The following is a 24,792-nucleotide window of genomic DNA, read 5'->3' on the forward strand; positions in this document are numbered from 1 at the left end:
GAAAGTCATTCCTGTATGCAATCAGTTAGATCAGAAAAGTTCCTGATAATTCTGAAGATTATTCTGCAACCAGCGGTTCACCGCAGTGAACGCAGCGGTAGGTGGCTTCGCCGCGTACAACGCGGTTATGGCGGCGGACGGTCAGTTGGTGCTCCTGACACTTACAGCGGTATGTAAAGGTCTTACGCTGCACGGATTGCAGCTCAAACTGATGCGTGCGCCGGGCCGGTACGCCCAGCACGCTCTCCATCATCCATTTCCACTCTTTCCCGTGCGGCGGTACGCGGCCAAAGTGTTTCCACACCAGTAGATGCGCCAGTTCATGGGGCACCACTTCGTTAACGAACGCGTCAACATTCTCCATCAGCAAAACTGGGTTAAGACGAATTTCGTAGGTTTGTAGCCACGCGGTACCCGCGGCGGTTCCGCGCTGTTGGTAAACCAGCTTTGGTTCCGGGTATTGGCGTTCGAGCTTGAGATTGGCCTGAGCGAGTTTTTCCCGCAGGCTGCGCATAACGGCTTGCTGGATGGCGATCGGGAGACGGGAGGTTTTCATAACGCCAGAGGATAGTGCGACAGGGAAGGGACTGCAAGAGGAAGGCTCCCTCCCACGGGGGAGGAAGCCTAACGAGATTAGTCGTGTGCGCCAATTTCGCGCAGTTTACGACCTTTCATCAGGTTACGTTCAATGTGTTCCAGAGAGACGTTTTTAGTTTCAGGGATCAGCCACAGGGTCAGGAAGATGAACAGTACGTTCAGGCCACCGTAGACCCAGAAGGTGTTGGCGCTGCCCAGCGAGTTCAGCATCGTCAGGAAGGTTGCGCCGACAATCATGTTGGCAATCCAGTTAGTTGCGGTAGAGCAGGTGATGCCGAAATCGCGGCCTTTCAGCGGCTGGATTTCAGAGCACAGTACCCAAATCAGCGGACCGGCGCTCATCGCAAAGCCAACGATAAACATTAGCAGCATCAGCACTGCGAAGTATTGTGCGGCTGGCGAGTGAATACCCACGTGCATCATTGTACCCAGCACGCCCATACCGACGGCCATGACGATAAAGCCGAGGATCAGCGTAGGTTTACGGCCCCAGCGGTCAACCAGGCCAATGGCGATAAAGGTTGCCAGCACGTTGGTCAGACCGACAATAACGGTCCCCCACATCTGTTCGGTGGTGTTGGTGTAACCCGCCAGCTCAAAGATTTTTGGCGCGTAATACATAATGACGTTCATCCCGGTGAACTGCTGCATCACCTGTAACAGGACGCCAAGGAAAACCGCGCGGCGGAAGTTGCTGTTTTCTTTAAACAACGCCCAGCCGCTCTGCTTCACTTGCAGGCTTTCACGAATTTCATCCAGCTCGCGTTTGGCTTCAGCGCTGGTGTCACGCAGACGCAACAGAACGCGTTCGGCATCGACAAAACGACGTTTAGCCGCAAACCAACGCGGGCTGTCCGGCAGGAAGATGACGCCAACCAGCAGTAAAAGGGCAGGGATGATGATCACGCCCAGCATCCAGCGCCATGCGCCGCTGTAGCTAAATGCCGTATCGGAAAGATACGCACCTAAAATACCGATGGTGATCATTAACTGATACATAGAAATCATGCTGCCGCGAATTTTTTCCGGGGCGATTTCGGACAAGTACAACGGTGCGGTATAAGACGCAACGCCGACTGCCAGGCCGAGCAGCACGCGCGAAACCAGCAGCACTTCAACGTTTGGCGCTGCGGCGGAGAACAGCGAACCGGCAACAAACAGGATTGCGCCGATCATCAGGCTTTTTTTACGCCCCAGCTTGAAGGAGAGCCAACCGCTGCCGACGGCGCCCACTGCCGCACCAAACATCATGGAACTCACCACCCATTCCTGAGTGTGTGGGGTAATTTGGAACTCGTCGGTGATGAATGGTAAAGCACCGGCAATAACACCGATATCCAGGCCAAAAAGTAATCCAGCCAGGGCTGCCAGGAAGCAGACAAAAAATGTCATGGCTTTGTTGGAATGCCCCGTCTTTTTATTGTCAGGCATGATGCCCTCCGTTGGGTAGCTAGTTTTGTTGATGTTAAGGGTAGGTGAGTACGGGGTAAAAAAATGCGAATCACATCACATTAGTGTAATCGGTTACACTGGCATTCATGTGGATTATTGTTTAATGAGTTGAAAGTTAACATTATTTATTATTATAGAATAAAGTTGATTGGCTGATTTTAAGACAATGCTGAAATATGATGTAACAGTGATGCAATGCTGGTAACGAAGAGATGTGAATTCAAGGTGGATAGAAATACCGTGCTATGTAATCGCTTTCATTTGTTATTGAAGCAAATGAAATTAGCGTGGTTATAGCGATGGGGGATGGGAGAGCAAATGACATAAAAAAAGACCAGCACGAGGCTGGTCTTCATAAGCATTGAGCCGTCGGGGAATTACTTCAGACCGGCAGCTTCACGCAGCAGGGCGGCTTTGTCGGTTTTTTCCCATGGGAAATGTTCGCGACCAAAGTGACCGTAAGCGGCGGTTTCTTTGTAAATCGGGTGCAGCAGATCCAGCATCTGAATCAGGCCATACGGGCGCAGGTCGAAGAACTCACGCACCAGCAGGGTCAGCTGTTCTGAAGGCACTTTTTCAGTACCGAACGTTTCCACCATGATAGAGGTCGGTTCAGCCACGCCGATTGCGTAGGAAACCTGAATCTCACAACGGTCAGCCAGGCCAGCGGCAACGATGTTTTTCGCTACGTAGCGGGCTGCATAAGCTGCGGAACGGTCAACTTTAGACGGATCCTTACCAGAAAATGCGCCGCCGCCGTGACGGGCCATGCCGCCGTAGGTATCAACGATGATTTTACGACCCGTCAGACCGCAGTCACCCATTGGACCGCCGATAACGAAACGACCAGTTGGGTTGATGAAGAACTTGGTTGAAGCTGTCAGCCATTCAGTCGGCAGTACCGGCTTGATGATCTCTTCCATAACGGCTTCTTGCAGCGATTTCTGATCGATATCTTCAGAGTGCTGAGTCGACAGAACAACCGCATCAATACCGACGATTTTACCGTCGTCATACTGGAAGGTTACCTGGCTTTTTGCATCCGGGCGCAGCCAGGATAAGGTGCCGTTTTTACGCACTTCAGCCTGACGCTGCACCAGACGGTGAGCATAGGTAATCGGGGCTGGCATCAGCACGTCGGTTTCGTTGGTTGCATAACCAAACATCAGACCCTGGTCGCCTGCGCCCTGTTCCAGCGGATCCGCACGGTCAACACCTTGGTTGATGTCCGGAGACTGTTTACCAATCGCGCTAAGTACCGCACAAGAGTTGGCATCAAAGCCCATGTCGGAATGCACATAGCCAATTTCGCGAACCGTGTTACGGGTGATCTCTTCGATATCAACCCATGCGCTGGTGGTGATCTCACCGCCAACTAAAACCATGCCGGTTTTGACGTAGGTTTCGCAGGCAACGCGTGCTTTCGGATCCTGCTCCAGGATTGCATCCAGCACGGCATCAGAGATTTGGTCAGCGATTTTGTCAGGATGCCCTTCTGATACGGACTCGGACGTAAAAAGGTGTTTTGCCATATTTAATTTCACCTAAGGAGAATGTAGTTAGCTCAAACTGTCGAGTGGAATAGCCATGTGTAGAAGATTCTACCATGAGTCTGCAGATGACGGACACTGGCAGTCTGAGTGTTAATCGGTATAGATGGATTAACATCTGGACGGCTATTTTAAGTCGGTTCTGCGCCTGATTTCCAGCTTTTTTTGATTGAGCTCGCATTGTACTGAAAATGTAACTGGAAATTTTTCCTGACGGTGCTGGCAATGCGCGTATTTATCTTTTGCTTTTTCGTACTGTTGTCGGTATAAAACGCGGCGCGCGGCTCATATCCGTCATACTTCAAGTTGCATGTGCGTTGGCAATACTCGCCCAGTCACTTACTCCTGTAAGCGCCCGGGGATTCACTGCGTTGCCGCCTTCCCGCAACTCGATTTATTGAGGATAGACAAAAAAGCACACGACGTTTTCATCGTGTTGCCACTTCCAGCCGGGTTAAAACTTTAGCTTTGGCTTATGGGTTCGTTCCGTCAGGAGCAACCGTGGAGGTGATACGAGATAATGAACCGTTGTATTCTGCTGAATCTGTCGCACCGTTCTGGTGTACATATGTCCCCCGCAATCTGCATCTTGCATACCTGCCGATGTTATACCCATCTCGGCGCTTCTCAGGACTCCAGGGCCGGCAACGGTCACTAAGAACTGAACAAGGGCGCTCTTGGTAAACAAGAGTTTTCTCGTGGTTTCGCCGAACCGTCAGCATTAAGTTCGGTTACGTGTTTACATTGATATGAAAAAGAAACCGGTCGCACAGTCGGAGCGTCAGCACTATCTGCTGGAAATTCTGCCTGTATTTGGGTTGTTATCGCGTCTTCGGATTGCGATAGTAGTCAACTGTTTTACACTTGTTAATAAAATTTGAGGTTCGCTATGTCTGACGACATTTCTTTGGGTTCGCCTTCGTCAGCAGGCGAACACGGTGTACTACGCTCCATGCAGGAGGTTGCAATGAGTTCCCAGGAAGCCAGCAAGATGCTGCGTACTTACAATATTGCCTGGTGGGGTAATAACTACTATGACGTCAATGAACTGGGCCACATCAGCGTGTGCCCGGATCCCGACGTACCAGAAGCGCGCGTTGACCTTGCTGAGTTGGTGAAAGCCCGTGAAGCGCAGGGCCAGCGTTTGCCTGCATTGTTCTGCTTCCCGCAGATCCTGCAACACCGTCTGCGTTCGATTAACGCCGCGTTTAAGCGCGCCCGTGAGTCTTACGGCTACAACGGTGACTATTTCCTCGTTTACCCGATCAAGGTTAACCAGCACCGTCGCGTGATTGAATCGCTGATCCACTCCGGCGAACCGCTGGGGCTGGAAGCCGGTTCTAAAGCTGAACTGATGGCCGTTCTGGCTCATGCTGGAATGACCCGCAGCGTGATCGTGTGTAACGGCTATAAAGACCGCGAATACATCCGCCTGGCGCTAATTGGCGAAAAGATGGGCCATAAGATCTATCTGGTCATCGAGAAGATGTCTGAAATCGCTATCGTGCTGGATGAAGCTGAACGACTGAATGTTGTTCCGCGTCTGGGCGTGCGTGCGCGTCTGGCGTCGCAGGGTTCCGGCAAATGGCAGTCCTCCGGCGGAGAGAAATCGAAATTTGGCCTGGCGGCAAACCAGGTGCTGCAACTGGTAGAAATGCTGCGCGAGCGCGGTCGTCTGGACAGTATTCAGTTGCTGCACTTCCACCTCGGCTCACAGATGGCGAACATTCGTGATATTGCCACCGGCGTACGTGAGTCGGCGCGTTTCTACGTTGAGCTGCACAAGCTTGGCGTAAATATCCAGTGCTTCGACGTGGGCGGTGGCCTGGGCGTGGACTACGAAGGTACCCGTTCGCAGTCTGACTGCTCCGTAAACTACGGCCTGAACGAATACGCGAACAACATCATCTGGGCCATTGGCGACGCCTGTGAAGAGCACGGTCTGCCGCACCCGACGGTAATTACCGAATCCGGTCGCGCTGTTACCGCGCATCATACCGTGCTGGTGTCTAATATTATCGGCGTTGAGCGTAGCGAGCATACCGAAGCAACGCCTCCGGCTGACGATGCGCCGCGTGCCCTGCAAAGCATGTGGGAAACCTGGCAAGAGATGCATGAGCCGGGAACCCGTCGTTCGCTGCGTGAATGGCTGCACGACAGCCAGATGGATCTGCACGATATTCACGTTGGGTACTCTTCAGGCACCTTTAGCCTGCAGGAACGCGCGTGGGCAGAACAGCTCTATCTGAACATGTGTCACGATGTGCAAAAACAACTCGACCCGAGCAACCGCGCGCACCGTCCGATTATCGACGAGTTGCAGGAGCGTATGGCGGATAAGATTTACGTCAACTTCTCGCTGTTCCAGTCGATGCCGGATGCGTGGGGGATCGATCAACTGTTCCCGGTGATGCCGCTGGAAGGGCTGAACAAGGCTCCTGAGCGCCGTGCGGTGCTGCTGGATATCACCTGTGACTCTGATGGCGCTATCGACCACTATGTTGATGGTGACGGCATTGCGACCACCATGCCGATGCCGGAATACGACCCGGAGAACCCGCCGATGCTGGGCTTCTTTATGGTGGGTGCGTACCAGGAGATCCTTGGTAACATGCACAACCTGTTCGGTGATACCGAAGCGGTTGACGTGTTCGTCTTCCCTGACGGCAGCGTGGAAGTTGAGCTGTCTGACGAAGGGGATACCGTGGCGGATATGCTGCAATACGTGCAGTTGGATCCGAACACCCTGCTAACGCAGTTCCGTGACCAGGTGAAAAACACCGATCTGGATACCGAGTTGCAGCAGCAGTTCCTCGAAGAGTTTGAGGCAGGTCTGTACGGATATACCTATCTCGAAGACGAGTAATTAAGATATATCTGCTTGAGAGCCGGCTTATTTATATAAACCGGCTCTTTTTTTATTAATGAAATCTGAAATATGGTGGCAACTCTTTCTTTTATCTTTTTAGAACTCTACTGTTGCCGATGTAATAACTCGGAAACAGAAAAGGAATCGAGATGAAGGGATTTAAGTGGAACGTGTTTTTTGCCGTAATTTTTTTACTTGCTGGTGGCTGTTCCGTGCCCGCATATTATAGCAGTGCACCTTCGCCAGGCGTGGGAACGGCCTGGGGCGGCGACGTGCACTCAACGGTAACGGGCGTATCTGTAGAACGTGCGGAGCGCGACCCTGCCGAAGTCATATTAATAAATTATTCTGCAAAGTATTCGACGGGTTACGATAGAGTATACAGCATACGCATTAGTGATTTGGAATATGCTGTTCGCGATGCTAATTTTAATTCTATCCCTATTACCCGTCTTTACAACTCTTCTGTTGGGCAATGGCAATATAGTCTTCCAGCCAGGGTGGGGACAAATTATCAATTGTATGTGCGCAATCACAGTCGAGATACGAACTATGAAATCGTCGCGACTGTAGATGGGCTTGATGTACTTAACGGCAAACCTGGTTCGCTGAATAACAGCGGTTATATTGTTAATGCGGGAGATTCGCTGGCAATCAAAGGGTTCAGAAAAGATAAGTATACTGAAGCCGAATTTCGGTTTTCTGATGCTTCAAACTCCTACGCCGCTAACTCTGCGCAGGGTGACAGGCGCAACATCGGAGTGATTGGTTTCGCCGCATTTGCTTTGCAGGGCCTGGTCGTTAAAACGCTCCCGCCTTGCTCTGCGCAGGCATTCCCGGCGGACAGTAATGGTTATGCCCCGCCGCCATGTCGTCAATAAAAGCGCTGCTTGAAGCGGGGAAGTTTTAAGGCGATAATTACACAAAATCTGTTTTAAAAAATCTAACCCTTCCTCGTCGGGCCTAACGACGCGGAAGGGTTTTTTTATACCGACGAATATGAGGTTTTTGCCATGAGCACCTTAGGTCATCAATACGACAACTCCCTGGTTTCTAACGCCTTTGGTTTTTTGCGTCTGCCGATGAACTTCATGCCGTACGACAGCGACGCCGATTGGGTGATCACCGGCGTACCGTTTGATATGGCAACGTCTGGCCGCGCGGGCGGTCGTCATGGTCCGGCTGCGATCCGTCAGGTTTCCACTAACCTGGCGTGGGAACACAATCGCTTCCCGTGGGACTTCGATATGCGCGAGCGCCTGAACGTGGTGGACTGCGGCGATCTGGTTTATGCGTTCGGTGATGCCCGTGAAATGAGTGAAAAACTGCAGGCACATGCTGAGAAGTTGCTTTCTGCCGGTAAGCGCATGCTCTCTTTCGGCGGTGACCACTTCGTCACGCTGCCGCTCCTGCGCGCGCACGCTAAACACTTTGGTAAAATGGCGCTGGTGCACTTTGATGCCCACACCGACACCTACGCTAACGGCTGTGAATTCGACCACGGTACCATGTTCTACACTGCGCCGAATGAAGGTCTGATCGATCCGAATCACTCTGTGCAGATCGGTATTCGTACAGAGTTCGACAAAGATAACGGCTTTACCGTGCTGGATGCTTGCCAGGTGAACGATCGCGGCGTAGATGACATCATCGCCCAGGTTAAGCAGATTGTTGGTGATATGCCGGTGTATCTGACCTTTGATATCGACTGCCTCGATCCGGCGTTTGCTCCTGGAACCGGTACGCCCGTGATCGGCGGTCTGACTTCCGATCGCGCGATCAAGCTGGTACGTGGTCTGAAAGATCTGAATATCGTCGGGATGGATGTGGTGGAAGTGGCTCCGGCCTACGATCAGTCAGAGATCACCGCGCTGGCGGCGGCTACGCTGGCACTGGAAATGCTGTATATCCAGGCGGCGAAGAAAGGCGAATAACGGGTTTCGGACTATTTTGCCGGATGTCGCTGACGCTAGTCCGGCCTACATTATTGCTGAATTTGTAGGCCGGATAAGGCGTTCACGCCACCATCCGGCACTGTTCGAGGATTATTTTATCCCGTCTGCGCTCATGCGATCGCGAATGTGTTGCGCACGTTCTGCAGATGCCGGGTGATCGTCAAACATTGAGCTTTGGCGTCCTGCTTCCAGTTTAGCCAGTTTCTCAAAGCTGGTGGCCAGTCCTGCCGGATTGATCCCACGTTTGCGCAACAAATCATACGAGTAATCATCCGCTTCGGATTCCTGACGCTGGGAGAACTGCGAGTTCACCAGTTTCTCGCCAAGATCGCCCAATTGCGACTGCGACAGGCTGCCGACAATGCCGCCAGCGGAAGCCGCTGCTGCACGTACGGCGTTAGTGCCCAGCGCGACCTGCATGCCTTTTTTCACGTGACCCAGCGCGACGTGGCCCATTTCGTGGCCGATCACCGCTTCGACTTCGTTATCGGTCATCATGTCCATCAGGCCGCTGTACACGCGGATACAACCGTTCGCCATGGCAAAGGCATTCACATCTTTCGCCATATAGACTTTGTAGTTCACCGGCTGGCCGTTAATGTTGTCGCCAAGCGCGGCGGCGATTTTGCCAAGACGCGTTGCGTACTCGCTGCTGGCAGGGGCGATAGTAGCCTTGCTGTCCATATCTTTACAGGCCTGATCGCTCAGCGCTTTTACCTGAGTATCGCTCAGACTATAGGCCTGAAAAGCCTCTGCGCCAGAAGAAAGCAGTCCGTTTGAGTCCATGTTCTGGCAGCCGGTCAATGCCGCCGCCATGCTCGTAGCAAGCAGTAAAGCGCGAATTTTCATTTTTTCTCTTCCGCACAAAGTCAGGATTATTCTAAAAAATGCGTCGTTTGCAGGTAAACCGACGCTCGGCCTAAGTATAAAGAAAAGAACATTCAGCGGGCGAGAAGATTGCGCAACTTGCGCGCATGATCCAGAGATTTCTGAAGCGGTAAAAGGATGCTCCATGTACATGACACGCGGCTTGGGTTACATTGTTGGCACTTTTTTCCGGCGTAGCCCAAAACGCGCTGTCGTCAAGTCGTTAAGGGCTCAGCCTTCATTATCCGATCTGGAGTCAAAATGTCCTCACGTAAAGAGCTTGCCAATGCTATTCGTGCGCTGAGCATGGACGCAGTACAGAAAGCCAAATCCGGTCACCCGGGTGCCCCGATGGGTATGGCTGACATTGCCGAAGTCCTGTGGCGTGATTTCCTGAACCACAACCCGACTAACCCGTCCTGGGCTGACCGTGACCGCTTCGTGCTGTCCAACGGCCACGGCTCCATGCTGATTTACAGCCTGCTGCACCTCACCGGCTACGATCTGCCGATGTCCGAGCTGCAGAACTTCCGTCAGCTGCATTCCAAAACTCCGGGTCACCCGGAAGTGGGTTACACCGCGGGTGTTGAAACCACTACCGGTCCTCTGGGTCAGGGCATTGCGAATGCTGTGGGTATGGCTATCGCCGAAAAAACGCTGGCGGCGCAGTTTAACCGTCCTGGTCACGACATCGTTGACCACTTCACCTATGCTTTCATGGGCGACGGCTGCATGATGGAAGGTATCTCTCACGAGGTATGTTCCCTGGCCGGTACGCTGAAGCTGGGTAAACTGGTAGCGTTCTACGATGACAACGGCATCTCTATCGATGGCCACGTTGAAGGCTGGTTCACCGATGACACCGCTAAGCGTTTCGAAGCTTACGGCTGGCACGTGGTTCGTGGCGTTGATGGTCACGATGCTGACGCGATTAAGCGCGCAGTTGAAGAAGCTCGCGCTGTGACCGACAAACCGTCCCTGCTGATGTGCAAAACCATCATCGGTTTCGGTTCCCCGAATAAAGCCGGTACCCACGACTCTCACGGTGCGCCGCTGGGTGATGCAGAAATCGCACTGACCCGCGAACAGCTGGGCTGGAAATACGCGCCGTTTGAAATTCCGTCTGAAATCTACGCGCAGTGGGATGCGAAAGAAGCAGGCCAGGCAAAAGAAGCTGCATGGAACGAGAAGTTCGCTGCTTATGCGAAAGCCTTCCCGCAGGAAGCCGCTGAATTCACCCGTCGTATGAAAGGTGAAATGCCGTCTGACTTCGACGCAAAAGCGAACGAGTTCATCGCTAAGCTGCAGGCTAACCCGGCGAAAATCGCCAGCCGCAAAGCGTCTCAGAACGCGATTGAAGCGTTTGGTCCTCTGCTGCCTGAATTCCTCGGCGGCTCCGCTGACCTGGCACCAAGTAACCTGACTCTGTGGTCTGGTTCTAAAGCTATCAACGAAGATACTGCCGGTAACTACATCCATTACGGTGTACGTGAATTCGGTATGACCGCTATCGCTAACGGTATCTCCCTGCACGGTGGCTTCCTGCCGTACACCTCCACCTTCCTGATGTTTGTGGAATATGCCCGTAACGCGGTGCGTATGGCTGCGCTGATGAAACAGCGTCAGGTGATGGTCTATACCCACGACTCCATCGGTCTGGGCGAAGATGGCCCGACTCACCAGCCGGTAGAGCAGGTAGCTTCGCTGCGCGTGACCCCGAACATGAGCACCTGGCGTCCGTGTGACCAGGTTGAATCTGCCGTTGCATGGAAATACGGAGTAGAGCGTCAGGACGGTCCGACCGCGCTGATCCTCTCCCGCCAGAACCTGGCACAGCAGGAACGTACCGAAGAGCAGCTGGCGAACATTGCGCGCGGTGGTTACGTGCTGAAAGATTGCGCCGGTCAGCCGGAACTGATCTTCATCGCTACCGGTTCTGAAGTTGAGCTGGCTGTGGCTGCCTGGGACAAACTGACCGCTGAAGGCGTTAAAGCGCGCGTGGTTTCCATGCCGTCTACCGACGCGTTCGACAAACAGGATGCCGCTTATCGCGAGTCTGTACTGCCGAAAGCTGTTTCCGCACGTGTTGCAGTGGAAGCGGGTATCGCAGACTACTGGTTCAAATACGTGGGCCTGAACGGCGCTATCGTTGGTATGACTACCTTTGGTGAGTCTGCACCGGCTGAGCTGCTGTTTGAAGAGTTTGGCTTCACTGTCGACAACGTTGTCGCGAAAGCAAAAGAACTGCTGTAATTTTGATTACAGGTGAAAACGGGTCGCTTATGCGGCCCGTTTTTTTAAAGTAAGTAAATTTATTTGATCGTGCGCAACCTGAAAATGTAGATTTGCATCACAAATATGATATTTAGTGATGTTTTATATTTGCAGCTTGAATCACATTATTGCTGTTGATTTTTATATTTCTTTTCTCAATCCATTGTTTTTAAAGGCATCACCAAAAAACATTCTGCGCTGTATGTAGTTTTCTCCTCGATTGATTTCATTTTGCCGTGCGCGTATTTTATTTTTAACGCTAACTCGTACCCTAAAAATAAAATAAGGAAAATGTATGCGGCTGATTGATTACTTTCCCGAATCATCTATCTCAATAAAAAATTCAGCAAAGAACTGGCAGGAGGCAATTGACTTTTCTATGTCATCCTTACTCGCCAATCAATATGTCAATTCAGATTATATTCAGGCCATTAAAGACTCAACGACTAACAATGGTCCTTATTATATTTTAGCGCCAGGCGTCGCCATGCCGCACGCTCGACCGGAGTGTGGCGCGTTAAAAACCGGTATGTCATTAACGCTTCTCAAACAGGAAGTGAAATTTGCCGAAGATGATGAAGGTATCAGATTATTAATCGGATTGTCGGCGGCTAATGCTGATTCACACATTGGCGCTATTCAGGCCTTAAGCGAATTATTATGTGAAGAGGAAGCACTAACCGCTTTGTTAGCGGCTAAATCAGAAAAACAATTGGCGGATATTATCGCTCAAGCATAATTAACGGTTTCCTTTCAGGACATTATTATGGAAAACAAGTCTGCTCGTGCCAAAGTCCAGGCTTTTGGTGGGTTTTTGACTGCAATGGTCATTCCCAACATCGGCGCATTTATTGCCTGGGGTTTTATTACCGCATTATTTATTCCTACTGGTTGGATGCCGAATGAGCATTTCGCCAAAATTGTCGGTCCGATGATTACCTATTTACTGCCCGTCATGATTGGCTCCACAGGGGGACATCTGGTTGGCGGGAAACGCGGTGCGGTAATGGGGGGCATTGGTTCTATTGGCGTTATTGTGGGCGCGGATATCCCGATGTTCCTTGGCGCGATGGTAATGGGGCCGCTTGGCGGTTGGGTGATTAAGCATATCGACCGTCTGCTGGAAAAACGCATTCCTGCAGGCTTCGAGATGGTTATCAATAATTTCTCTCTTGGTATTGCGGGAATGCTTTTATGCTTGCTGGGGTTTGAAGTTATCGGCCCGGCGGTTCTCATTGCCAATAATTTCGTGAAGGAGTGTATTGAAGCGTTGGTTCATGCGGGCTATCTGCCGTTGCTATCCGTAATCAATGAGCCGGCAAAAATCCTCTTTCTGAACAATGCCATCGATCAGGGGGTGTATTATCCGCTGGGGATGCAGCAAGCTTCTGAAACGGGAAAATCAATTTTCTTCATGGTGGCATCTAACCCAGGGCCGGGATTAGGTTTGTTACTCGGCTTTGCTATCTTTGGCAAAGGGATGAGTAAAAAGTCTGCGCCAGGCGCCATGATTATCCACTTCCTCGGTGGTATTCATGAACTGTATTTCCCGTATGTGCTGATGAAGCCTCTGACCCTGATCGCGATGATTGCCGGGGGAATGACCGGGACGTGGGTATTCCACCTGCTGGACGGTGGGTTAGTTGCGGGGCCAAGCCCAGGATCCATATTCGCTTATCTGGCATTAACGCCGAAAGGTTCTTTCCTCGCGACCATTGCAGGAGTTACCGCGGGAACCGTTGTTACTTTTGTTATTACCTCTGTCATCCTGAAAATGGAAAAGAACGTTGAAACAGAAAGTGAAGATGACTTTGCTGAATCAGCCAGAACCGTCAAAGCGATGAAGCAGGAAGGGAAATTCTCTTATAAAAACATTAAACGCGTCGCTTTTGTCTGTGATGCAGGAATGGGTTCCAGTGCTATGGGGGCAACCACGTTTCGTAAGCGTCTGGAGAAAGCGGGATTGAATATTACTGTGACGCATTATGCTATCGAAAACGTTCCGCAAGATGCCGATATTATTGTCACCCATGCCAGTCTTGAAGGTCGTGTTAAACGTGTAAGTGAAAAGCCATTAGTGCTGATTAAGAACTATATTGGTGACCCATTGTTGGATGATTTATTTAAACGCATTACTGCGAACTAGCCTTCTTCTATTTTTGGAGTGAATATGAAAACGAAAGTTGCTGCCATATATGGCAAGCAGGATATTCGTATCCGCGAGTTTGAACTGCCTGCAATTACAGATAATGAATTGTTAGTAAGCGTAATATCCGATAGCGTTTGTTTGTCCACCTGGAAAGCAGCAGCATTGGGGAGCGATCATAAACGCGTACCGGACGATCTGGAAAATCATCCGGTTATTACCGGACATGAATGTGCTGGTATCATTGTTGAGGTGGGGAAAAACCTGACGGATAAATATAAGAAAGGTCAGCGTTTTGTGTTGCAACCCGCGATGGGATTGCCAAGTGGATATTCAGCGGGATACAGCTATGAATATTTTGGCGGCAATGCGACATATATGATTATCCCGGAAGTGGCGATTAACCTGGGATGCGTTTTGCCTTACCACGGCTCTTATTTTGCCGCCGCCTCATTGGCAGAACCGATGTGCTGTATTATTGGCGCGTATAACGCGAATTTTCACACCACGCCTTACGTTTATGAGCATCGCATGGGGATTAAGCCAGGGGGGAACATTGCGCTTCTGGCCTGCGCCGGGCCGATGGGTATTGGTGCAATAGATTATGCCATTAACGGGAATATTCAGCCGTCGCGCGTGGTGGTGGTCGACATTGACGAAGCACGACTGGCGCAGGCTAAAAAACTGTTGCCCGTTGAGCTGGCGGCAGAAAAGGGGATTGAGCTCATCTATGTGAATACTACTGGCATGGATTCTCCGACAGCGATGCTGCGAGCGTTAACTCATGACGCAGGTTTTGATGATGTCTTTGTGTATGCGGCAGTGCCTGCAGTTGTTGAGATGGCTGATGATTTACTCGCGGAAGATGGTTGCCTGAATTTTTTTGCCGGCCCTACGGACAGTAACTTCAAAGTGCCGTTTAATTTTTATAACGTGCACTACAACAGCACTCACGTTGTCGGGACATCCGGTGGTTCAACGGATGATATGAAAGAGGCCATTGCGCTCAGTGCAACTGGCCAACTGCAACCGTCGTTTATGGTGACGCACATTGGCGGCCTTGATGCCGTTCCGGAAACTGTATTGAATTTACCGGCGATCCCCGGCGGTAAGAAGCTGATATATAACGGCGTTACCATGCCACTAACTGCCATTGCTGATTTTGCCGAGAAAGGGAAAACTGACCCATTATTCAAAGAACTGGCGCTGCTGGTGGAGGAGACGCACGGTATCTGGAATGAAAAGGCAGAAAAATACCTTTTGGCACACTTTGGCGTTGATATCGGGGAGGCGGCGATATGATGTCGCTGGCATGGCCGCTATTTCGTATCACGGAGCAGGCTGCGCTGGCAGCCTGGCCGCAAACCGGGTGCGGCGATAAAAACAAAATTGATGGTCTGGCTGTGACGGCAATGCGGGAAGCATTGAACAGTATTGCCATTCGCGGACGCATCGTTATTGGCGAAGGGGAGATTGATCAAGCCCCGATGCTGTGGATTGGTGAGGAAGTGGGAACCGGCACCGGACCTGAGGTAGATATCGCCGTTGATCCTATCGAAGGAACCCGAATGGTGGCTATGGGGCAAAGCAATGCGCTGGCCGTCATGGCGTTTGCCCCTCGCGGCAGTTTGTTACACGCTCCTGATATGTACATGAAAAAACTGGTTGTTAATCGGTTTGCGAAAGGGGCGATTAATCTGGCGCTGCCGTTGGCAGATAATCTGCGTAATGTGGCAGAGGCGTTGGGTAAACCGCTGGAGCGACTACGGATGGTGACGCTGGATAAGCCGCGCCTTCAACCAGCGATTGCCGAGGCGACACGGCTTGGCGTCAAGGTCTTTGCTCTGCCCGATGGTGACGTGGCCGCCAGCGTGCTGGCCTGTATGCAGGAGAATCCTTATGATCTGATGTATACCATTGGCGGCGCGCCTGAAGGGGTTATTTCAGCCTGTGCGGTTAAAGCGCTGGGGGGCGATATGCAGGCTGAACTGATTGATTTTTGTGAAGCGAAAGGAAATAACGCAGATAATCGTCTGATTGCGGCACAGGAACATCAGCGCTGCGCGGAAATGGGCGTTGCGATCAACCGGATCTACGCGCTGGACGAACTGGTAGGGGGAAATAAGATCCTCTTCAGCGCGACAGGAGTCACGGGTGGCGATCTTGTGAAAGGGATCCAACAGGTTGCGAATGGTGTGCGCACGCAAACTTTACTGATCGGCGGCGCGGATCGAACGTGTAATATAATAGACTCTCTGCATTCATGGTGATTTATCGAGAAACGAATGACGACGCTGACAGAAGACGATGTGCTTGAGCAACTGGATGCTCAAAATAATTTACTCTCGTTTATGACGACGGCACATAACATTTTGCTCCAGGGCATTAAGCGCTTTCTACCGTCGCTGTTCGTTAATAACGATGAAGAGATCGTGGAATATGCAGTGAAGCCGTTACTCGCCCAGAGTGGACCGCTTGACGATATCGACGTTGCGTTACGTCTGATTTATGCGTTGGGAAAAATGGATAAATGGCTTTATGCCGACATCACCCATTTCTCTCAGTTTTATCAGTATCTGAATGAGCAGGATAATATCCCCGGTTTTGCCGATGACATTACCTGGGATTTTGTCAGCAACGTGAACAGTATCACCCGCAACGCAACGCTCTACGGTGCGCTGGAGTCGATGAAATTTGCCGACTTTGCTGCGTGGTCCGAAGTGCGCTTTAGCGCAATGGTCAAGACGGCAATGACGCTGGCAGTGACGGCGATTTTAAAGGAATTAACGCCGTGAAAATCAAACTAACGGTGAATGGGCTACAGGTTGAAGCACATTACCGTGATGATGAGATAGAGAACGTCCACAAACCGTTATTACAACAGCTGGCAAAAATACACGCCACTCACCCGCAGCGACGAACGATCGTTTTTCTCAGCGCACCGCCTGGTACGGGTAAATCGACGCTGACCACCTTCTGGGAATATCTCTCCCGTCAGGATCCTGGCCTGCCGGAGATCCAGACGCTGCCGATGGATGGCTTCCATCACTACAACACCTGGCTGGATGCTCATAACCTGCGAGCATACAAAGGTGCGCCGGAAACCTTTGATGTGGATAAACTTGCACAGAATCTACGTCTGATAAGGGAGGGGGAGGGCACCTGGCCACAGTACGACCGGCAAAAACACGATCCGGTAGAAGCGGCCATAACAGTGACCGCGCCGATTGTGATTGTGGAAGGAAACTGGTTATTACGCGATGATGAAAGGTGGCGGGCGTTAGCTGAGTTTTGTGATTACTCGCTGTTTATTCGTGCTCCTGCCAACGCGCTCCGTACACGACTGGTAGGCCGTAAACTGGCGGGCGGACTATCACAAGCTGACGCTGAGGCGTTTTATGAGCGTACCGACGGACCGAATGTTCATCGGGTACTGGAAGCAAGTCTGCCTGGAGACCTGACGCTGGAGATGCTGGAATCTGGTGAATATCGGATTGCGTGAAGGCCAATTATTCCTGTTAAGCCGTAATGATTATTACGGTTTACTGGAATAATTTCCCCCGGTCTCAGCGGGAAAAATGTGATGTACGTCAGATAACTGTTTTCTTTGGCTGGACAATCATTCCTTTTATTCCGCGTTTCGCTTATTCTAGCTGAAGCGTTTCAGTCGATTAAATGTTCGACAATTAACCAATTAGTCGCAGTTTGCGACAGGTAAGGTTTCCCTGAGCGATTTGCTGCATTACTCTGTCTGCCACATCGTTTCTGAGAAATCCTTGCAGGAGACCTATGACCGTACGCGTAGCGATTAATGGTTTCGGTCGCATCGGACGCAACGTGGTTCGTGCTTTGTATGAATCCGGGCGTCGGGCGGAAATCACCGTGGTGGCAATCAACGAACTGGCGGATGCTGCAGGCATGGCGCATTTGTTGAAATATGACACCAGCCATGGACGTTTTGCCTGGGATGTTCGTCAGGAACGTGACCAGCTCATCGTTGGCGATGACGCGATCCGCATTCTGCATGAGCGAACGCTCGATGCGCTTCCCTGGCGCGAACTGAGTGTCGACGTTGTGCTGGATTGTACGGGGGTCTTCGGCAACCGCGAACACGGCGAGGCGCATATTGCCGCTGGTGCAAAAAAAGTGCTCTTTTCACATCCTGGTAGTCACGACATCGACGCAACCGTTGTGTATGGCGTTAATCAGGATCAGCTGCGCGCTGAACACCGGATCGTTTCCAACGCCTCCTGCACCACGAATTGCATAATACCCGTCATTAAATTGCTGGATGATGCTTACGGCATTGAGTCTGGTACCGTCACCACGATCCACTCCGCGATGCACGATCAGCAGGTTATTGATGCCTATCATCCTGACCTGCGTCGCACGCGAGCGGCCAGCCAGTCTATTATTCCGGTTGATACCAAACTGGCGGCGGGCATCACGCGAATTTTCCCGCAGTTTAACGATCGTTTTGAAGCGATTGCGGTGCGTGTACCGACCATAAATGTGACGGCGATCGACTTAAGCGTGACGGTGAAAAAACCAGTAAAAGCCAGTGAAGTCAACCAGTTGCTGCAAAAAGCAGCACAAGGTGCATTTCATGGTATAGTTGACTATACGGAATTACCGTTGGTCTCTGTAGATTTTAACCACGACCCGCACAGCGCCATCGTTGATGGTACGCAAACGCGCGTGAGTGGCGCTCACCTGATCAAAACGCTGGTCTGGTGTGATAATGAATGGGGCTTTGCTAACCGTATGCTCGATACAACGTTAGCGATGGCTGCTATTGGTTTCAGGCTCGACGCTTGAGCGTCGACAAAACTTTATGAATCAACGAGAGGATTCACCATGTCTGTAATTAAGATGACCGATCTGGATCTGGCTGGTAAACGCGTTTTTATCCGTGCGGACCTGAACGTACCAGTTAAAGAAGGGAAAGTAACCAGCGATGCGCGTATCCGTGCTTCCCTGCCGACCATCGAACTGGCCCTGAAACAGGGTGCTAAAGTGATGGTAACTTCCCACCTGGGTCGTCCTACCGAAGGCGAGTACAACGAAGAATTCTCTCTGCTGCCGGTTGTTAACTACCTGAAAGACAAACTGTCTGCTCCGGTTCGCCTGGTAAAAGATTACCTGGACGGCGTTGAAGTCGCTGCCGGTGAACTGGTTGTTCTGGAAAACGTTCGCTTCAACAAAGGCGAGAAGAAAGACGATGAAGCACTGTCCAAAAAATACGCTGCGCTGTGCGACGTATTCGTAATGGACGCTTTCGGTACAGCCCACCGTGCGCAGGCTTCTACCCACGGTATCGGTAAATTCGCCGACGTAGCTTGCGCTGGTCCGCTGCTGGCTGCTGAGCTGGACGCGCTGGGTAAAGCGCTGAAAGAACCTGCTCGTCCGATGGTGGCTATCGTTGGTGGTTCTAAAGTTTCTACCAAACTGACCGTTCTGGACTCTCTGTCAAAAATCGCTGACCAGCTGATCGTTGGTGGTGGTATCGCGAACACCTTCGTTGCTGCTCAAGGCCACAACGTCGGCAAATCCCTGTACGAAGCTGACCTGGTTGATGAAGCTAAGCGTCTGCTGACGACTTGCGATATCCCGGTCCCGACTGACGTTCGCGTAGCGACTGAATTCTCTGAAACTGCACCGGCTACGCTTAAATCCGTTAGCGATGTAAAAGAAGACGAGCAGATCCTGGATATCGGCGACGCTTCTGCACAGCAGCTGGCTGACATCCTGAAGAATGCGAAAACCATTCTGTGGAACGGCCCGGTTGGCGTGTTCGAATTCCCGAACTTCCGCAAAGGTACTGAAATCGTTGCTAATGCTATCGCAGACAGCGAAGCATTCTCTATCGCAGGCGGCGGTGACACCCTGGCAGCAATCGACCTGTTCGGCATTGCTGACAAAATCTCCTACATCTCTACTGGCGGCGGCGCATTCCTCGAATTCGTGGAAGGCAAAGTACTGCCAGCAGTAGCCATGCTCGAAGAGCGTGCTAAAAAGTAAGACATTGATGGGCAGGGAAACCTGCCCAATTATTAGCGCGCTGTCGAGCGCGCCCCCTTTCCAAGGCCGAAGATACAGGACTCGCAACATGTCTAAAATTTTTGATTTCGTAAAACCAGGCGTAATCACTGGTGATGACGTACAGAAAGTTTTCCAGGTAGCTAAAGAAAACAACTTTGCTCTGCCAGCTGTTAACTGCGTTGGTACCGACTCCATCAACGCCGTTCTGGAAACCGCTGCAAAAGTTAAAGCGCCGGTAATCGTCCAGTTCTCCAACGGTGGTGCTTCTTTCATCGCGGGTAAAGGCGTGAAGTCTGACGTTCCTCAGGGCGCTGCAATCCTGGGTGCTATCTCTGGTGCGCATCACGTTCACCAGATGGCTGAACACTATGGTGTTCCGGTTATCCTGCACACTGACCACTGCGCGAAGAAACTACTGCCGTGGATCGACGGTCTGCTGGACGCGGGTGAAAAACACTTCGCAGCAACTGGCAAACCGCTGTTCTCTTCTCACATGATCGACCTGTCTGAAGAGTCTCTGGAAGAGAACATCGAAATCTGCTCCAAATACCTGGCGCGCATGTCCAAAATGGGCATGACTCTGGAAATCGAACTGGGTTGCACCGGTGGTGAAGAAGACGGCGTGGACAACAGCCACATGGACGCTTCTGCACTGTACACCCAACCGGAAGACGTTGACTACGCATACACCGAGCTGAGCAAAATCAGCCCGCGTTTCACCATCGCAGCGTCCTTCGGTAACGTACACGGCGTTTACAAGCCGGGTAACGTAGTTCTGACCCCGACCATCCTGCGCGACTCTCAGGACTATGTTTCTAAGAAACATAACCTGCCGCATAACAGCCTGAACTTCGTCTTCCACGGTGGTTCCGGTTCTACTGCTCAGGAAATCAAAGACTCCGTAAGCTACGGCGTAGTGAAAATGAACATCGACACCGATACCCAATGGGCTACCTGGGAAGGCGTTCTGAACTACTACAAAGCAAACGAAGCTTACCTGCAGGGTCAGTTGGGCAACCCGAAAGGCGAAGATCAGCCGAACAAGAAATACTACGATCCGCGCGTATGGCTGCGTGCTGGTCAGGCAACTATGATCACCCGTCTGGAACAGGCTTTCAAAGAACTGAACGCGGTTGACGTTCTGTAATTTACGCCGTCCAACGTGACATGAGGCCCGCAAATGCGGGCCTTTTTTATTGCCATTTCAATGTGCTGCTGACAGAGAATTCTGTGATCTGTTTGGCAAAATCTGAGTTTATTGTTTACCCTTGTCAGGTTGCCAGTCCCGTTAGGGCGGCTTTATTTCTCCCGTTTGGGTAAGCAAAAAAGGAATATTGAATGGAAGATTTGAATGTTGTCGACAGCATAAACGGTGCGGGCACCTGGCTGGTCCGCAATCAGGAGCTACTGTTGAGCTATGCCGTCAACATCGTTGCGGCTCTCGCGATTGTCATTATCGGTATGATCGTGGCGCGTATCGTATCAAACACCGTTAACCGCCTGATGCTGGCGCGTAAAATTGATGCCACCGTTGCCGACTTTCTTTCTGCACTGGTGCGCTACGGTATTATCGCTTTCACGCTGATTGCCGCGCTGGGTCGCGTTGGGGTGCAAACTGCCTCCGTGATCGCCGTTCTCGGTGCCGCAGGTTTAGCTGTCGGTCTGGCGCTGCAAGGGTCGCTGTCCAACCTCGCCGCAGGCGTGCTGCTGGTGATGTTCCGTCCGTTCCGCGCGGGTGAATATGTAGACCTTGGCGGCGTTGCGGGAACCGTGCTTAACGTGCAGATTTTCTCCACAACTATGCGTACCGTAGACGGTAAGATTGTGGTGATCCCAAACGGTAAAATCATTGCCGGGAACATCATTAACTTCTCTCGCGAGCCGGTCCGTCGTAACGAATTTATTATCGGCGTGGCCTACGACTCCGATATCGATCAGGTGAAAAAAATCCTCACTGATATCATCCAGTCTGAAGATCGCATCCTAAAAGACCGTGAAATGACGGTACGCCTGAATGAGCTGGGCGCTTCCTCGATTAATTTCGTCGTACGCGTCTGGAGCAACAGCAGCGATCTGCAAAGCGTCTACTGGGATGTACTGGAGCGTATTAAGCGCGAGTTTGACGCCAACGGTATCAGCTTCCCGTACCCGCAGATGGATGTGAACTTTAAACGCGTGAAAGAGAACGCGACCGAGTAACTTCAGCTAAAAACGCCCGCCAGAGAGAGGCGGGCGTTGATTTATCTCGTCTTGTTAAGAATTGCGCTGACACCCTGCATCAGCTCGCCAACATCGTTTATTCCTTTACTTTCCTGTTGGGCAATCCATTCGGCCTGAACGTGCTGATACCCGGTAGCGGCTTGCCACGCATTCAGCTCGCTGTTGCTCAGGTAGTGAACGTGTGCGCCCTCTTTTGCCATCTTTTTCGCCATTGCGGTCAGGCTTGCGTCCTGCACTGCGCCAATACGCTTTTGCGTCATGGCGGCGGCCCGATTGATGGCTGCGCGATCTTTCACGTCCAGGCTATCCCAGACGTCTTTATTCATCACCAGAAGATAAACGTGTCCGAGCCAGAGCGAAGGGGAGAGCTGAATATAGGGGGCCGCCCGCTGGGCATGGATATCATCTCCGCTGTCGAGGTTAACCATCAGGCCGTCAAGCTGTCCGGTTTGAAGCGCATCGGTAATTTTTTCATTCCATGGCATGCTGACCGGCACGCCGCCTGCGTTGCGTAAAAATGATTGATGCCAAAAGCTGGCGGTCCGCCATTGGCTTGCATTCAGCTGTGCCAAATCGACGTTCGGCTTGGTAGTAAAAAATCCAACCGGATAGCCGAGGAAAAACTGAAGATTCACCAGATTGTTGTTTTCCAGCTCGCGACCAAACTGGCGATACTCGCGGAAAATCCGCTGAAAGGCGTTAACCTGCGCTTCACCACGACCCGGTCCGAGGGGGAAGCTCTTAAAAATCTGGTGTCGCGGCAGTTGTTCGGGCGTGTACTCAGGGACCACGATCCCCATATCCGCCACGCTGCCCTGGCCGATCGTTTTTAAGGCGTCATAGCTGGTGGACAGCTCGCCGTTCCAGTGAGCGTCGATTTTCAAACGTCCAAGCGACTCTTGTTCGATCGCACGAAAAAAAGTCTCTTTTATGAGCCGGGTACGCATGTTGCCATATGGCTCGTGATCGGTATAGCGCAGCGTTCTGTCTGCGCTGGCGACAGTGGGCCACAAACTGGTAACTATCAGCGAGGCACAGAAGAGAAAAATGTTCGCGTTATGCTTCATACCCATTCCTTTGGTATAGACAGATTTATCTTTCAGCATACCCCGGGTAACGCACAATCGCTATTGTCAGAGACTGAATATGGAGGGGAGTGTGCGCGGTATTATTAATAATGCTAATTACTGATTAATATTATCCATTTCCTCTAATGAATCCCGCGCAGTATAGTCTGCCCACAAGACAATTATGTGAGATGTTTTACATGTTATCCTACTATTTTCAAGGGCTTGCGCTTGGTGCAGCCATGATACTTCCGCTTGGTCCACAAAATGCCTTCGTAATGAATCAGGGGATCCGTCGTCAGTATCACATCATGATTGCTTTACTCTGCGCCATCAGCGATTTAGTGCTGATTTGCGCGGGTATCTTCGGCGGTAGCGCCTTGCTAATGCAGTCGCCATGGCTGATGGCGCTGGTCACCTGGGGCGGGGTCGCATTTTTACTCTGGTACGGATTCGGTGCGCTAAAAACGGCGATGAGCAGTAATCTGGAACTGGCCAGCGCCGAAGTGATGAAGCAGGGGCGCTGGAAAATTATCGCCACTATGCTGGCGGTGACATGGCTCAACCCACATGTTTACCTGGATACCTTTGTGGTGCTCGGGAGTCTGGGGGGACAACTGGATGTTGAGCCTAAACGCTGGTTTGCACTGGGAACCGTCAGCGCTTCGTTCCTGTGGTTCTTCGGTCTGGCATTGCTGGCGGCCTGGCTGGCACCGCGTCTGCGAACTGCGAAAGCACAGCGCATCATCAATACGCTGGTAGGATTAGTGATGTGGTTTATCGCTTTTCAGTTGGCAAAAGAAGGTGTTGCGCACGTTCATGCGCTGTTCAACTAAGTGTTGTCTGATGGACAACGCAGCGAGATCGGCTAAGCTTGCCTGCATGTGCCCTGAGTTTTGGGGTAATTAATGAAACATGGAGGAACGACCGTGAAGTTCAAAATAATGGCCCTGGCGGCATTAGTCGGATTCAGCGCACTATCGGTACAGGCAAATGAGTTGCCAAATGGACCGCACATCGTGACTTCCGGAACGGCAAGCGTAGATGCAACACCAGACATCGCCACCCTGGCGATTGAAGTGAACGTTGCTGCAAAGGATGCGGCTTCCGCGAAGAAGCAGGCCGATGAGCGCGTGGCGCAATATCTGTCTTTCCTTGAACAGAACCAGATAGCGAAGAAAGACATTAGCGCTGCAAACTTGCGTACGCAGCCGGACTACGACTACCAGAACGGCAAAAGCATCCTCAAAGGTTATCGTGCAGTGCGCACCGTTGAAGTCACGCTGCGTCAGTTGGACAAACTCAACGCTCTGCTTGATGGCGCGCTGAAGGCCGGTCTGAATGAGATTCGTTCGGTATCGCTGGGCGTTGCCCAGCCGGATGCGTACAAAGACAAAGCGCGTAAAGCGGCGATTGATGATGCGGTTCATCAGGCTGAACAGCTGGCCGCGGGCTTTAATAGCAAACTGGGTCCCGTTTACAGTGTGCGTTACCACGTTTCCAATTATCAACCGAGCCCGATGGTACGGATGATGAAAGCAGATGCAGCGCCTGCAACCTCCGCTCAGGAAACCTACGAACAGCCGGTTATTCAGTTTGACGATCAGGTTGATGTCGTCTTCCAGATTGAGCCTACAGTAACCAATAAGTAGCCTTGATAAGGCGTAAGTCGCCATCCGGCAAGTTTTTAGCCTGATGGCGATGCTTACGCGTCTCGTCTCATCAGGCCGACAAAACATTCCAGCCGGTTTTT

Annotated in this window: 23 protein-coding genes; 18 read left to right on the forward strand and 5 right to left on the reverse strand. The window is 51.6% G+C overall.

What is annotated here, in order from left to right:
* Nucleotides 1-58: 58 nt before the first annotated feature.
* From HVZ52_RS03830 to metK, 3 genes are all read right to left on the reverse strand, one after another.
* Nucleotides 59-556, reverse strand: a complete 498-nt coding sequence (locus HVZ52_RS03830) for a SprT family zinc-dependent metalloprotease (protein ID WP_016157438.1) — start codon at nucleotides 554-556, stop codon at nucleotides 59-61.
* A gap of 77 nt (nucleotides 557-633) precedes the next feature.
* Complete coding sequence (galP, locus tag HVZ52_RS03835) at nucleotides 634-2,028, reverse strand: galactose/proton symporter (RefSeq protein ID WP_016154390.1); 1,395 nt, start codon at nucleotides 2,026-2,028, stop codon at nucleotides 634-636.
* A gap of 398 nt (nucleotides 2,029-2,426) precedes the next feature.
* Nucleotides 2,427-3,581, reverse strand: coding sequence for a methionine adenosyltransferase (gene metK, locus HVZ52_RS03840; RefSeq protein WP_003027071.1), 1,155 nt, complete (start codon nucleotides 3,579-3,581; stop codon nucleotides 2,427-2,429).
* Between the two features lie 538 nt (nucleotides 3,582-4,119).
* Between metK and HVZ52_RS23145 the strand changes: the two genes are divergently transcribed.
* From HVZ52_RS23145 to speB, 5 genes are all read left to right on the forward strand, one after another.
* Nucleotides 4,120-4,257 (forward strand): hypothetical protein, encoded by a 138-nt coding sequence (locus tag HVZ52_RS23145; RefSeq protein ID WP_269149342.1) that lies wholly within the window; start codon nucleotides 4,120-4,122, stop codon nucleotides 4,255-4,257.
* A 91-nt stretch (nucleotides 4,258-4,348) separates the two neighbouring features.
* On the forward strand, nucleotides 4,349-4,480 hold the full coding sequence (gene yqgB, locus HVZ52_RS03850) for an acid stress response protein YqgB (RefSeq protein ID WP_049041971.1): 132 nt from the start codon (nucleotides 4,349-4,351) through the stop codon (nucleotides 4,478-4,480).
* Nucleotides 4,481-4,488: 8 nt separating this feature from the next.
* Entirely contained in the window at nucleotides 4,489-6,465 is a 1,977-nt protein-coding gene (speA, locus tag HVZ52_RS03855) for a biosynthetic arginine decarboxylase (protein ID WP_016154389.1), read from the forward strand.
* Nucleotides 6,466-6,617: 152 nt separating this feature from the next.
* Nucleotides 6,618-7,349, forward strand: a complete 732-nt coding sequence (locus HVZ52_RS03860) for a hypothetical protein (RefSeq protein ID WP_181598885.1) — start codon at nucleotides 6,618-6,620, stop codon at nucleotides 7,347-7,349.
* A gap of 132 nt (nucleotides 7,350-7,481) precedes the next feature.
* Nucleotides 7,482-8,402, forward strand: a complete 921-nt coding sequence (speB, locus tag HVZ52_RS03865) for an agmatinase (RefSeq protein ID WP_016154388.1) — start codon at nucleotides 7,482-7,484, stop codon at nucleotides 8,400-8,402.
* Between the two features lie 111 nt (nucleotides 8,403-8,513).
* Here the strand turns inward: speB and HVZ52_RS03870 are convergent, their stop codons facing one another.
* A complete protein-coding gene (locus tag HVZ52_RS03870) occupies nucleotides 8,514-9,272 on the reverse strand; it encodes a M48 family metallopeptidase (protein WP_016154387.1) in 759 nt (252 codons plus the stop codon).
* 279 nt (nucleotides 9,273-9,551) lie between these two features.
* Here HVZ52_RS03870 and tkt point away from each other — a divergent pair, with 279 nt between their 5' ends.
* From tkt to HVZ52_RS03925, 11 genes are all read left to right on the forward strand, one after another.
* Nucleotides 9,552-11,543, forward strand: coding sequence for a transketolase (tkt, locus tag HVZ52_RS03875; RefSeq protein WP_016154386.1), 1,992 nt, complete (start codon nucleotides 9,552-9,554; stop codon nucleotides 11,541-11,543).
* Between the two features lie 316 nt (nucleotides 11,544-11,859).
* Nucleotides 11,860-12,303: a PTS mannitol transporter subunit IIA gene (gene cmtB / locus HVZ52_RS03880; protein ID WP_181598886.1), complete on the forward strand. Its 444-nt coding sequence runs from the start codon at nucleotides 11,860-11,862 to the stop codon at nucleotides 12,301-12,303.
* 27 nt (nucleotides 12,304-12,330) lie between these two features.
* A complete protein-coding gene (locus HVZ52_RS03885) occupies nucleotides 12,331-13,710 on the forward strand; it encodes a PTS mannitol transporter subunit IICB (RefSeq protein WP_016154384.1) in 1,380 nt (459 codons plus the stop codon).
* Between the two features lie 24 nt (nucleotides 13,711-13,734).
* A complete protein-coding gene (locus tag HVZ52_RS03890; protein ID WP_016154383.1) occupies nucleotides 13,735-15,012 on the forward strand; it encodes a zinc-binding dehydrogenase in 1,278 nt (425 codons plus the stop codon).
* Nucleotides 15,009-15,980 carry a class II fructose-bisphosphatase gene (glpX, locus tag HVZ52_RS03895; protein ID WP_049268789.1) on the forward strand — a complete coding sequence of 324 codons (972 nt, stop codon included), beginning with the start codon at nucleotides 15,009-15,011 and terminating at the stop codon, nucleotides 15,978-15,980. Before HVZ52_RS03890 ends, glpX begins: the two co-directional genes overlap by 4 nt.
* 15 nt (nucleotides 15,981-15,995) lie before the next feature.
* Nucleotides 15,996-16,505, forward strand: coding sequence for an MltR family transcriptional regulator (locus HVZ52_RS03900; RefSeq protein ID WP_016154381.1), 510 nt, complete (start codon nucleotides 15,996-15,998; stop codon nucleotides 16,503-16,505).
* Nucleotides 16,502-17,212, forward strand: coding sequence for a nucleoside/nucleotide kinase family protein (locus HVZ52_RS03905; protein ID WP_181598887.1), 711 nt, complete (start codon nucleotides 16,502-16,504; stop codon nucleotides 17,210-17,212). Before HVZ52_RS03900 ends, HVZ52_RS03905 begins: the two co-directional genes overlap by 4 nt.
* 287 nt (nucleotides 17,213-17,499) lie before the next feature.
* On the forward strand, nucleotides 17,500-18,528 hold the full coding sequence (gene epd / locus HVZ52_RS03910; RefSeq protein WP_016154379.1) for an erythrose-4-phosphate dehydrogenase: 1,029 nt from the start codon (nucleotides 17,500-17,502) through the stop codon (nucleotides 18,526-18,528).
* A gap of 39 nt (nucleotides 18,529-18,567) precedes the next feature.
* Nucleotides 18,568-19,731, forward strand: a complete 1,164-nt coding sequence (pgk, locus tag HVZ52_RS03915) for a phosphoglycerate kinase (protein WP_003027032.1) — start codon at nucleotides 18,568-18,570, stop codon at nucleotides 19,729-19,731.
* An 88-nt stretch (nucleotides 19,732-19,819) separates the two neighbouring features.
* Nucleotides 19,820-20,899 (forward strand): class II fructose-bisphosphate aldolase, encoded by a 1,080-nt coding sequence (gene fbaA, locus HVZ52_RS03920; RefSeq protein ID WP_003027029.1) that lies wholly within the window; start codon nucleotides 19,820-19,822, stop codon nucleotides 20,897-20,899.
* Between the two features lie 191 nt (nucleotides 20,900-21,090).
* A complete protein-coding gene (locus tag HVZ52_RS03925) occupies nucleotides 21,091-21,951 on the forward strand; it encodes a small-conductance mechanosensitive channel MscS (RefSeq protein WP_019077645.1) in 861 nt (286 codons plus the stop codon).
* A 41-nt stretch (nucleotides 21,952-21,992) separates the two neighbouring features.
* On the opposite strand, the gene dctP is transcribed toward HVZ52_RS03925, so the two are convergent.
* Nucleotides 21,993-23,039 (reverse strand): TRAP transporter substrate-binding protein DctP, encoded by a 1,047-nt coding sequence (gene dctP / locus HVZ52_RS03930; protein ID WP_053389417.1) that lies wholly within the window; start codon nucleotides 23,037-23,039, stop codon nucleotides 21,993-21,995.
* Nucleotides 23,040-23,239: 200 nt separating this feature from the next.
* Between dctP and argO the strand changes: the two genes are divergently transcribed.
* Both argO and HVZ52_RS03940 read left to right on the forward strand, forming a co-directional pair.
* A complete protein-coding gene (gene argO / locus HVZ52_RS03935) occupies nucleotides 23,240-23,875 on the forward strand; it encodes an arginine exporter ArgO (RefSeq protein ID WP_003027005.1) in 636 nt (211 codons plus the stop codon).
* A 93-nt stretch (nucleotides 23,876-23,968) separates the two neighbouring features.
* Nucleotides 23,969-24,691 carry an oxidative stress defense protein gene (locus HVZ52_RS03940; RefSeq protein WP_029139653.1) on the forward strand — a complete coding sequence of 241 codons (723 nt, stop codon included), beginning with the start codon at nucleotides 23,969-23,971 and terminating at the stop codon, nucleotides 24,689-24,691.
* Nucleotides 24,692-24,792: the final 101 nt, after the last annotated feature.

Origin of the sequence: Citrobacter sp. RHB36-C18, assembly GCF_013814485.1 — a bacterium.
GTDB lineage: Bacteria > Pseudomonadota > Gammaproteobacteria > Enterobacterales > Enterobacteriaceae > Citrobacter > Citrobacter braakii.

Bases quoted from the DNA above. Each gene is read 5' to 3' on its own strand.
- speB (WP_016154388.1), top strand. From the start codon at position 7,482: ATGAGCACCTTAGGTCATCAATACGACAACTCCCTGGTTTCTAACGCC.
- metK (WP_003027071.1), bottom strand. From the start codon at position 3,581: ATGGCAAAACACCTTTTTACGTCCGAGTCCGTATCAGAAGGGCATCCT.
- speA (WP_016154389.1), top strand. From the start codon at position 4,489: ATGTCTGACGACATTTCTTTGGGTTCGCCTTCGTCAGCAGGCGAACAC.
- HVZ52_RS03925 (WP_019077645.1), top strand. From the start codon at position 21,091: ATGGAAGATTTGAATGTTGTCGACAGCATAAACGGTGCGGGCACCTGG.
- HVZ52_RS03830 (WP_016157438.1), bottom strand. From the start codon at position 556: ATGAAAACCTCCCGTCTCCCGATCGCCATCCAGCAAGCCGTTATGCGC.
- cmtB (WP_181598886.1), top strand. From the start codon at position 11,860: ATGCGGCTGATTGATTACTTTCCCGAATCATCTATCTCAATAAAAAAT.
- galP (WP_016154390.1), bottom strand. From the start codon at position 2,028: ATGCCTGACAATAAAAAGACGGGGCATTCCAACAAAGCCATGACATTT.
- HVZ52_RS03885 (WP_016154384.1), top strand. From the start codon at position 12,331: ATGGAAAACAAGTCTGCTCGTGCCAAAGTCCAGGCTTTTGGTGGGTTT.
- yqgB (WP_049041971.1), top strand. From the start codon at position 4,349: ATGAAAAAGAAACCGGTCGCACAGTCGGAGCGTCAGCACTATCTGCTG.
- dctP (WP_053389417.1), bottom strand. From the start codon at position 23,039: ATGAAGCATAACGCGAACATTTTTCTCTTCTGTGCCTCGCTGATAGTT.
- pgk (WP_003027032.1), top strand. From the start codon at position 18,568: ATGTCTGTAATTAAGATGACCGATCTGGATCTGGCTGGTAAACGCGTT.
- HVZ52_RS03870 (WP_016154387.1), bottom strand. From the start codon at position 9,272: ATGAAAATTCGCGCTTTACTGCTTGCTACGAGCATGGCGGCGGCATTG.
- glpX (WP_049268789.1), top strand. From the start codon at position 15,009: ATGATGTCGCTGGCATGGCCGCTATTTCGTATCACGGAGCAGGCTGCG.
- HVZ52_RS03860 (WP_181598885.1), top strand. From the start codon at position 6,618: ATGAAGGGATTTAAGTGGAACGTGTTTTTTGCCGTAATTTTTTTACTT.
- epd (WP_016154379.1), top strand. From the start codon at position 17,500: ATGACCGTACGCGTAGCGATTAATGGTTTCGGTCGCATCGGACGCAAC.
- HVZ52_RS23145 (WP_269149342.1), top strand. From the start codon at position 4,120: ATGAACCGTTGTATTCTGCTGAATCTGTCGCACCGTTCTGGTGTACAT.
- HVZ52_RS03900 (WP_016154381.1), top strand. From the start codon at position 15,996: ATGACGACGCTGACAGAAGACGATGTGCTTGAGCAACTGGATGCTCAA.
- tkt (WP_016154386.1), top strand. From the start codon at position 9,552: ATGTCCTCACGTAAAGAGCTTGCCAATGCTATTCGTGCGCTGAGCATG.
- fbaA (WP_003027029.1), top strand. From the start codon at position 19,820: ATGTCTAAAATTTTTGATTTCGTAAAACCAGGCGTAATCACTGGTGAT.
- argO (WP_003027005.1), top strand. From the start codon at position 23,240: ATGTTATCCTACTATTTTCAAGGGCTTGCGCTTGGTGCAGCCATGATA.
- HVZ52_RS03890 (WP_016154383.1), top strand. From the start codon at position 13,735: ATGAAAACGAAAGTTGCTGCCATATATGGCAAGCAGGATATTCGTATC.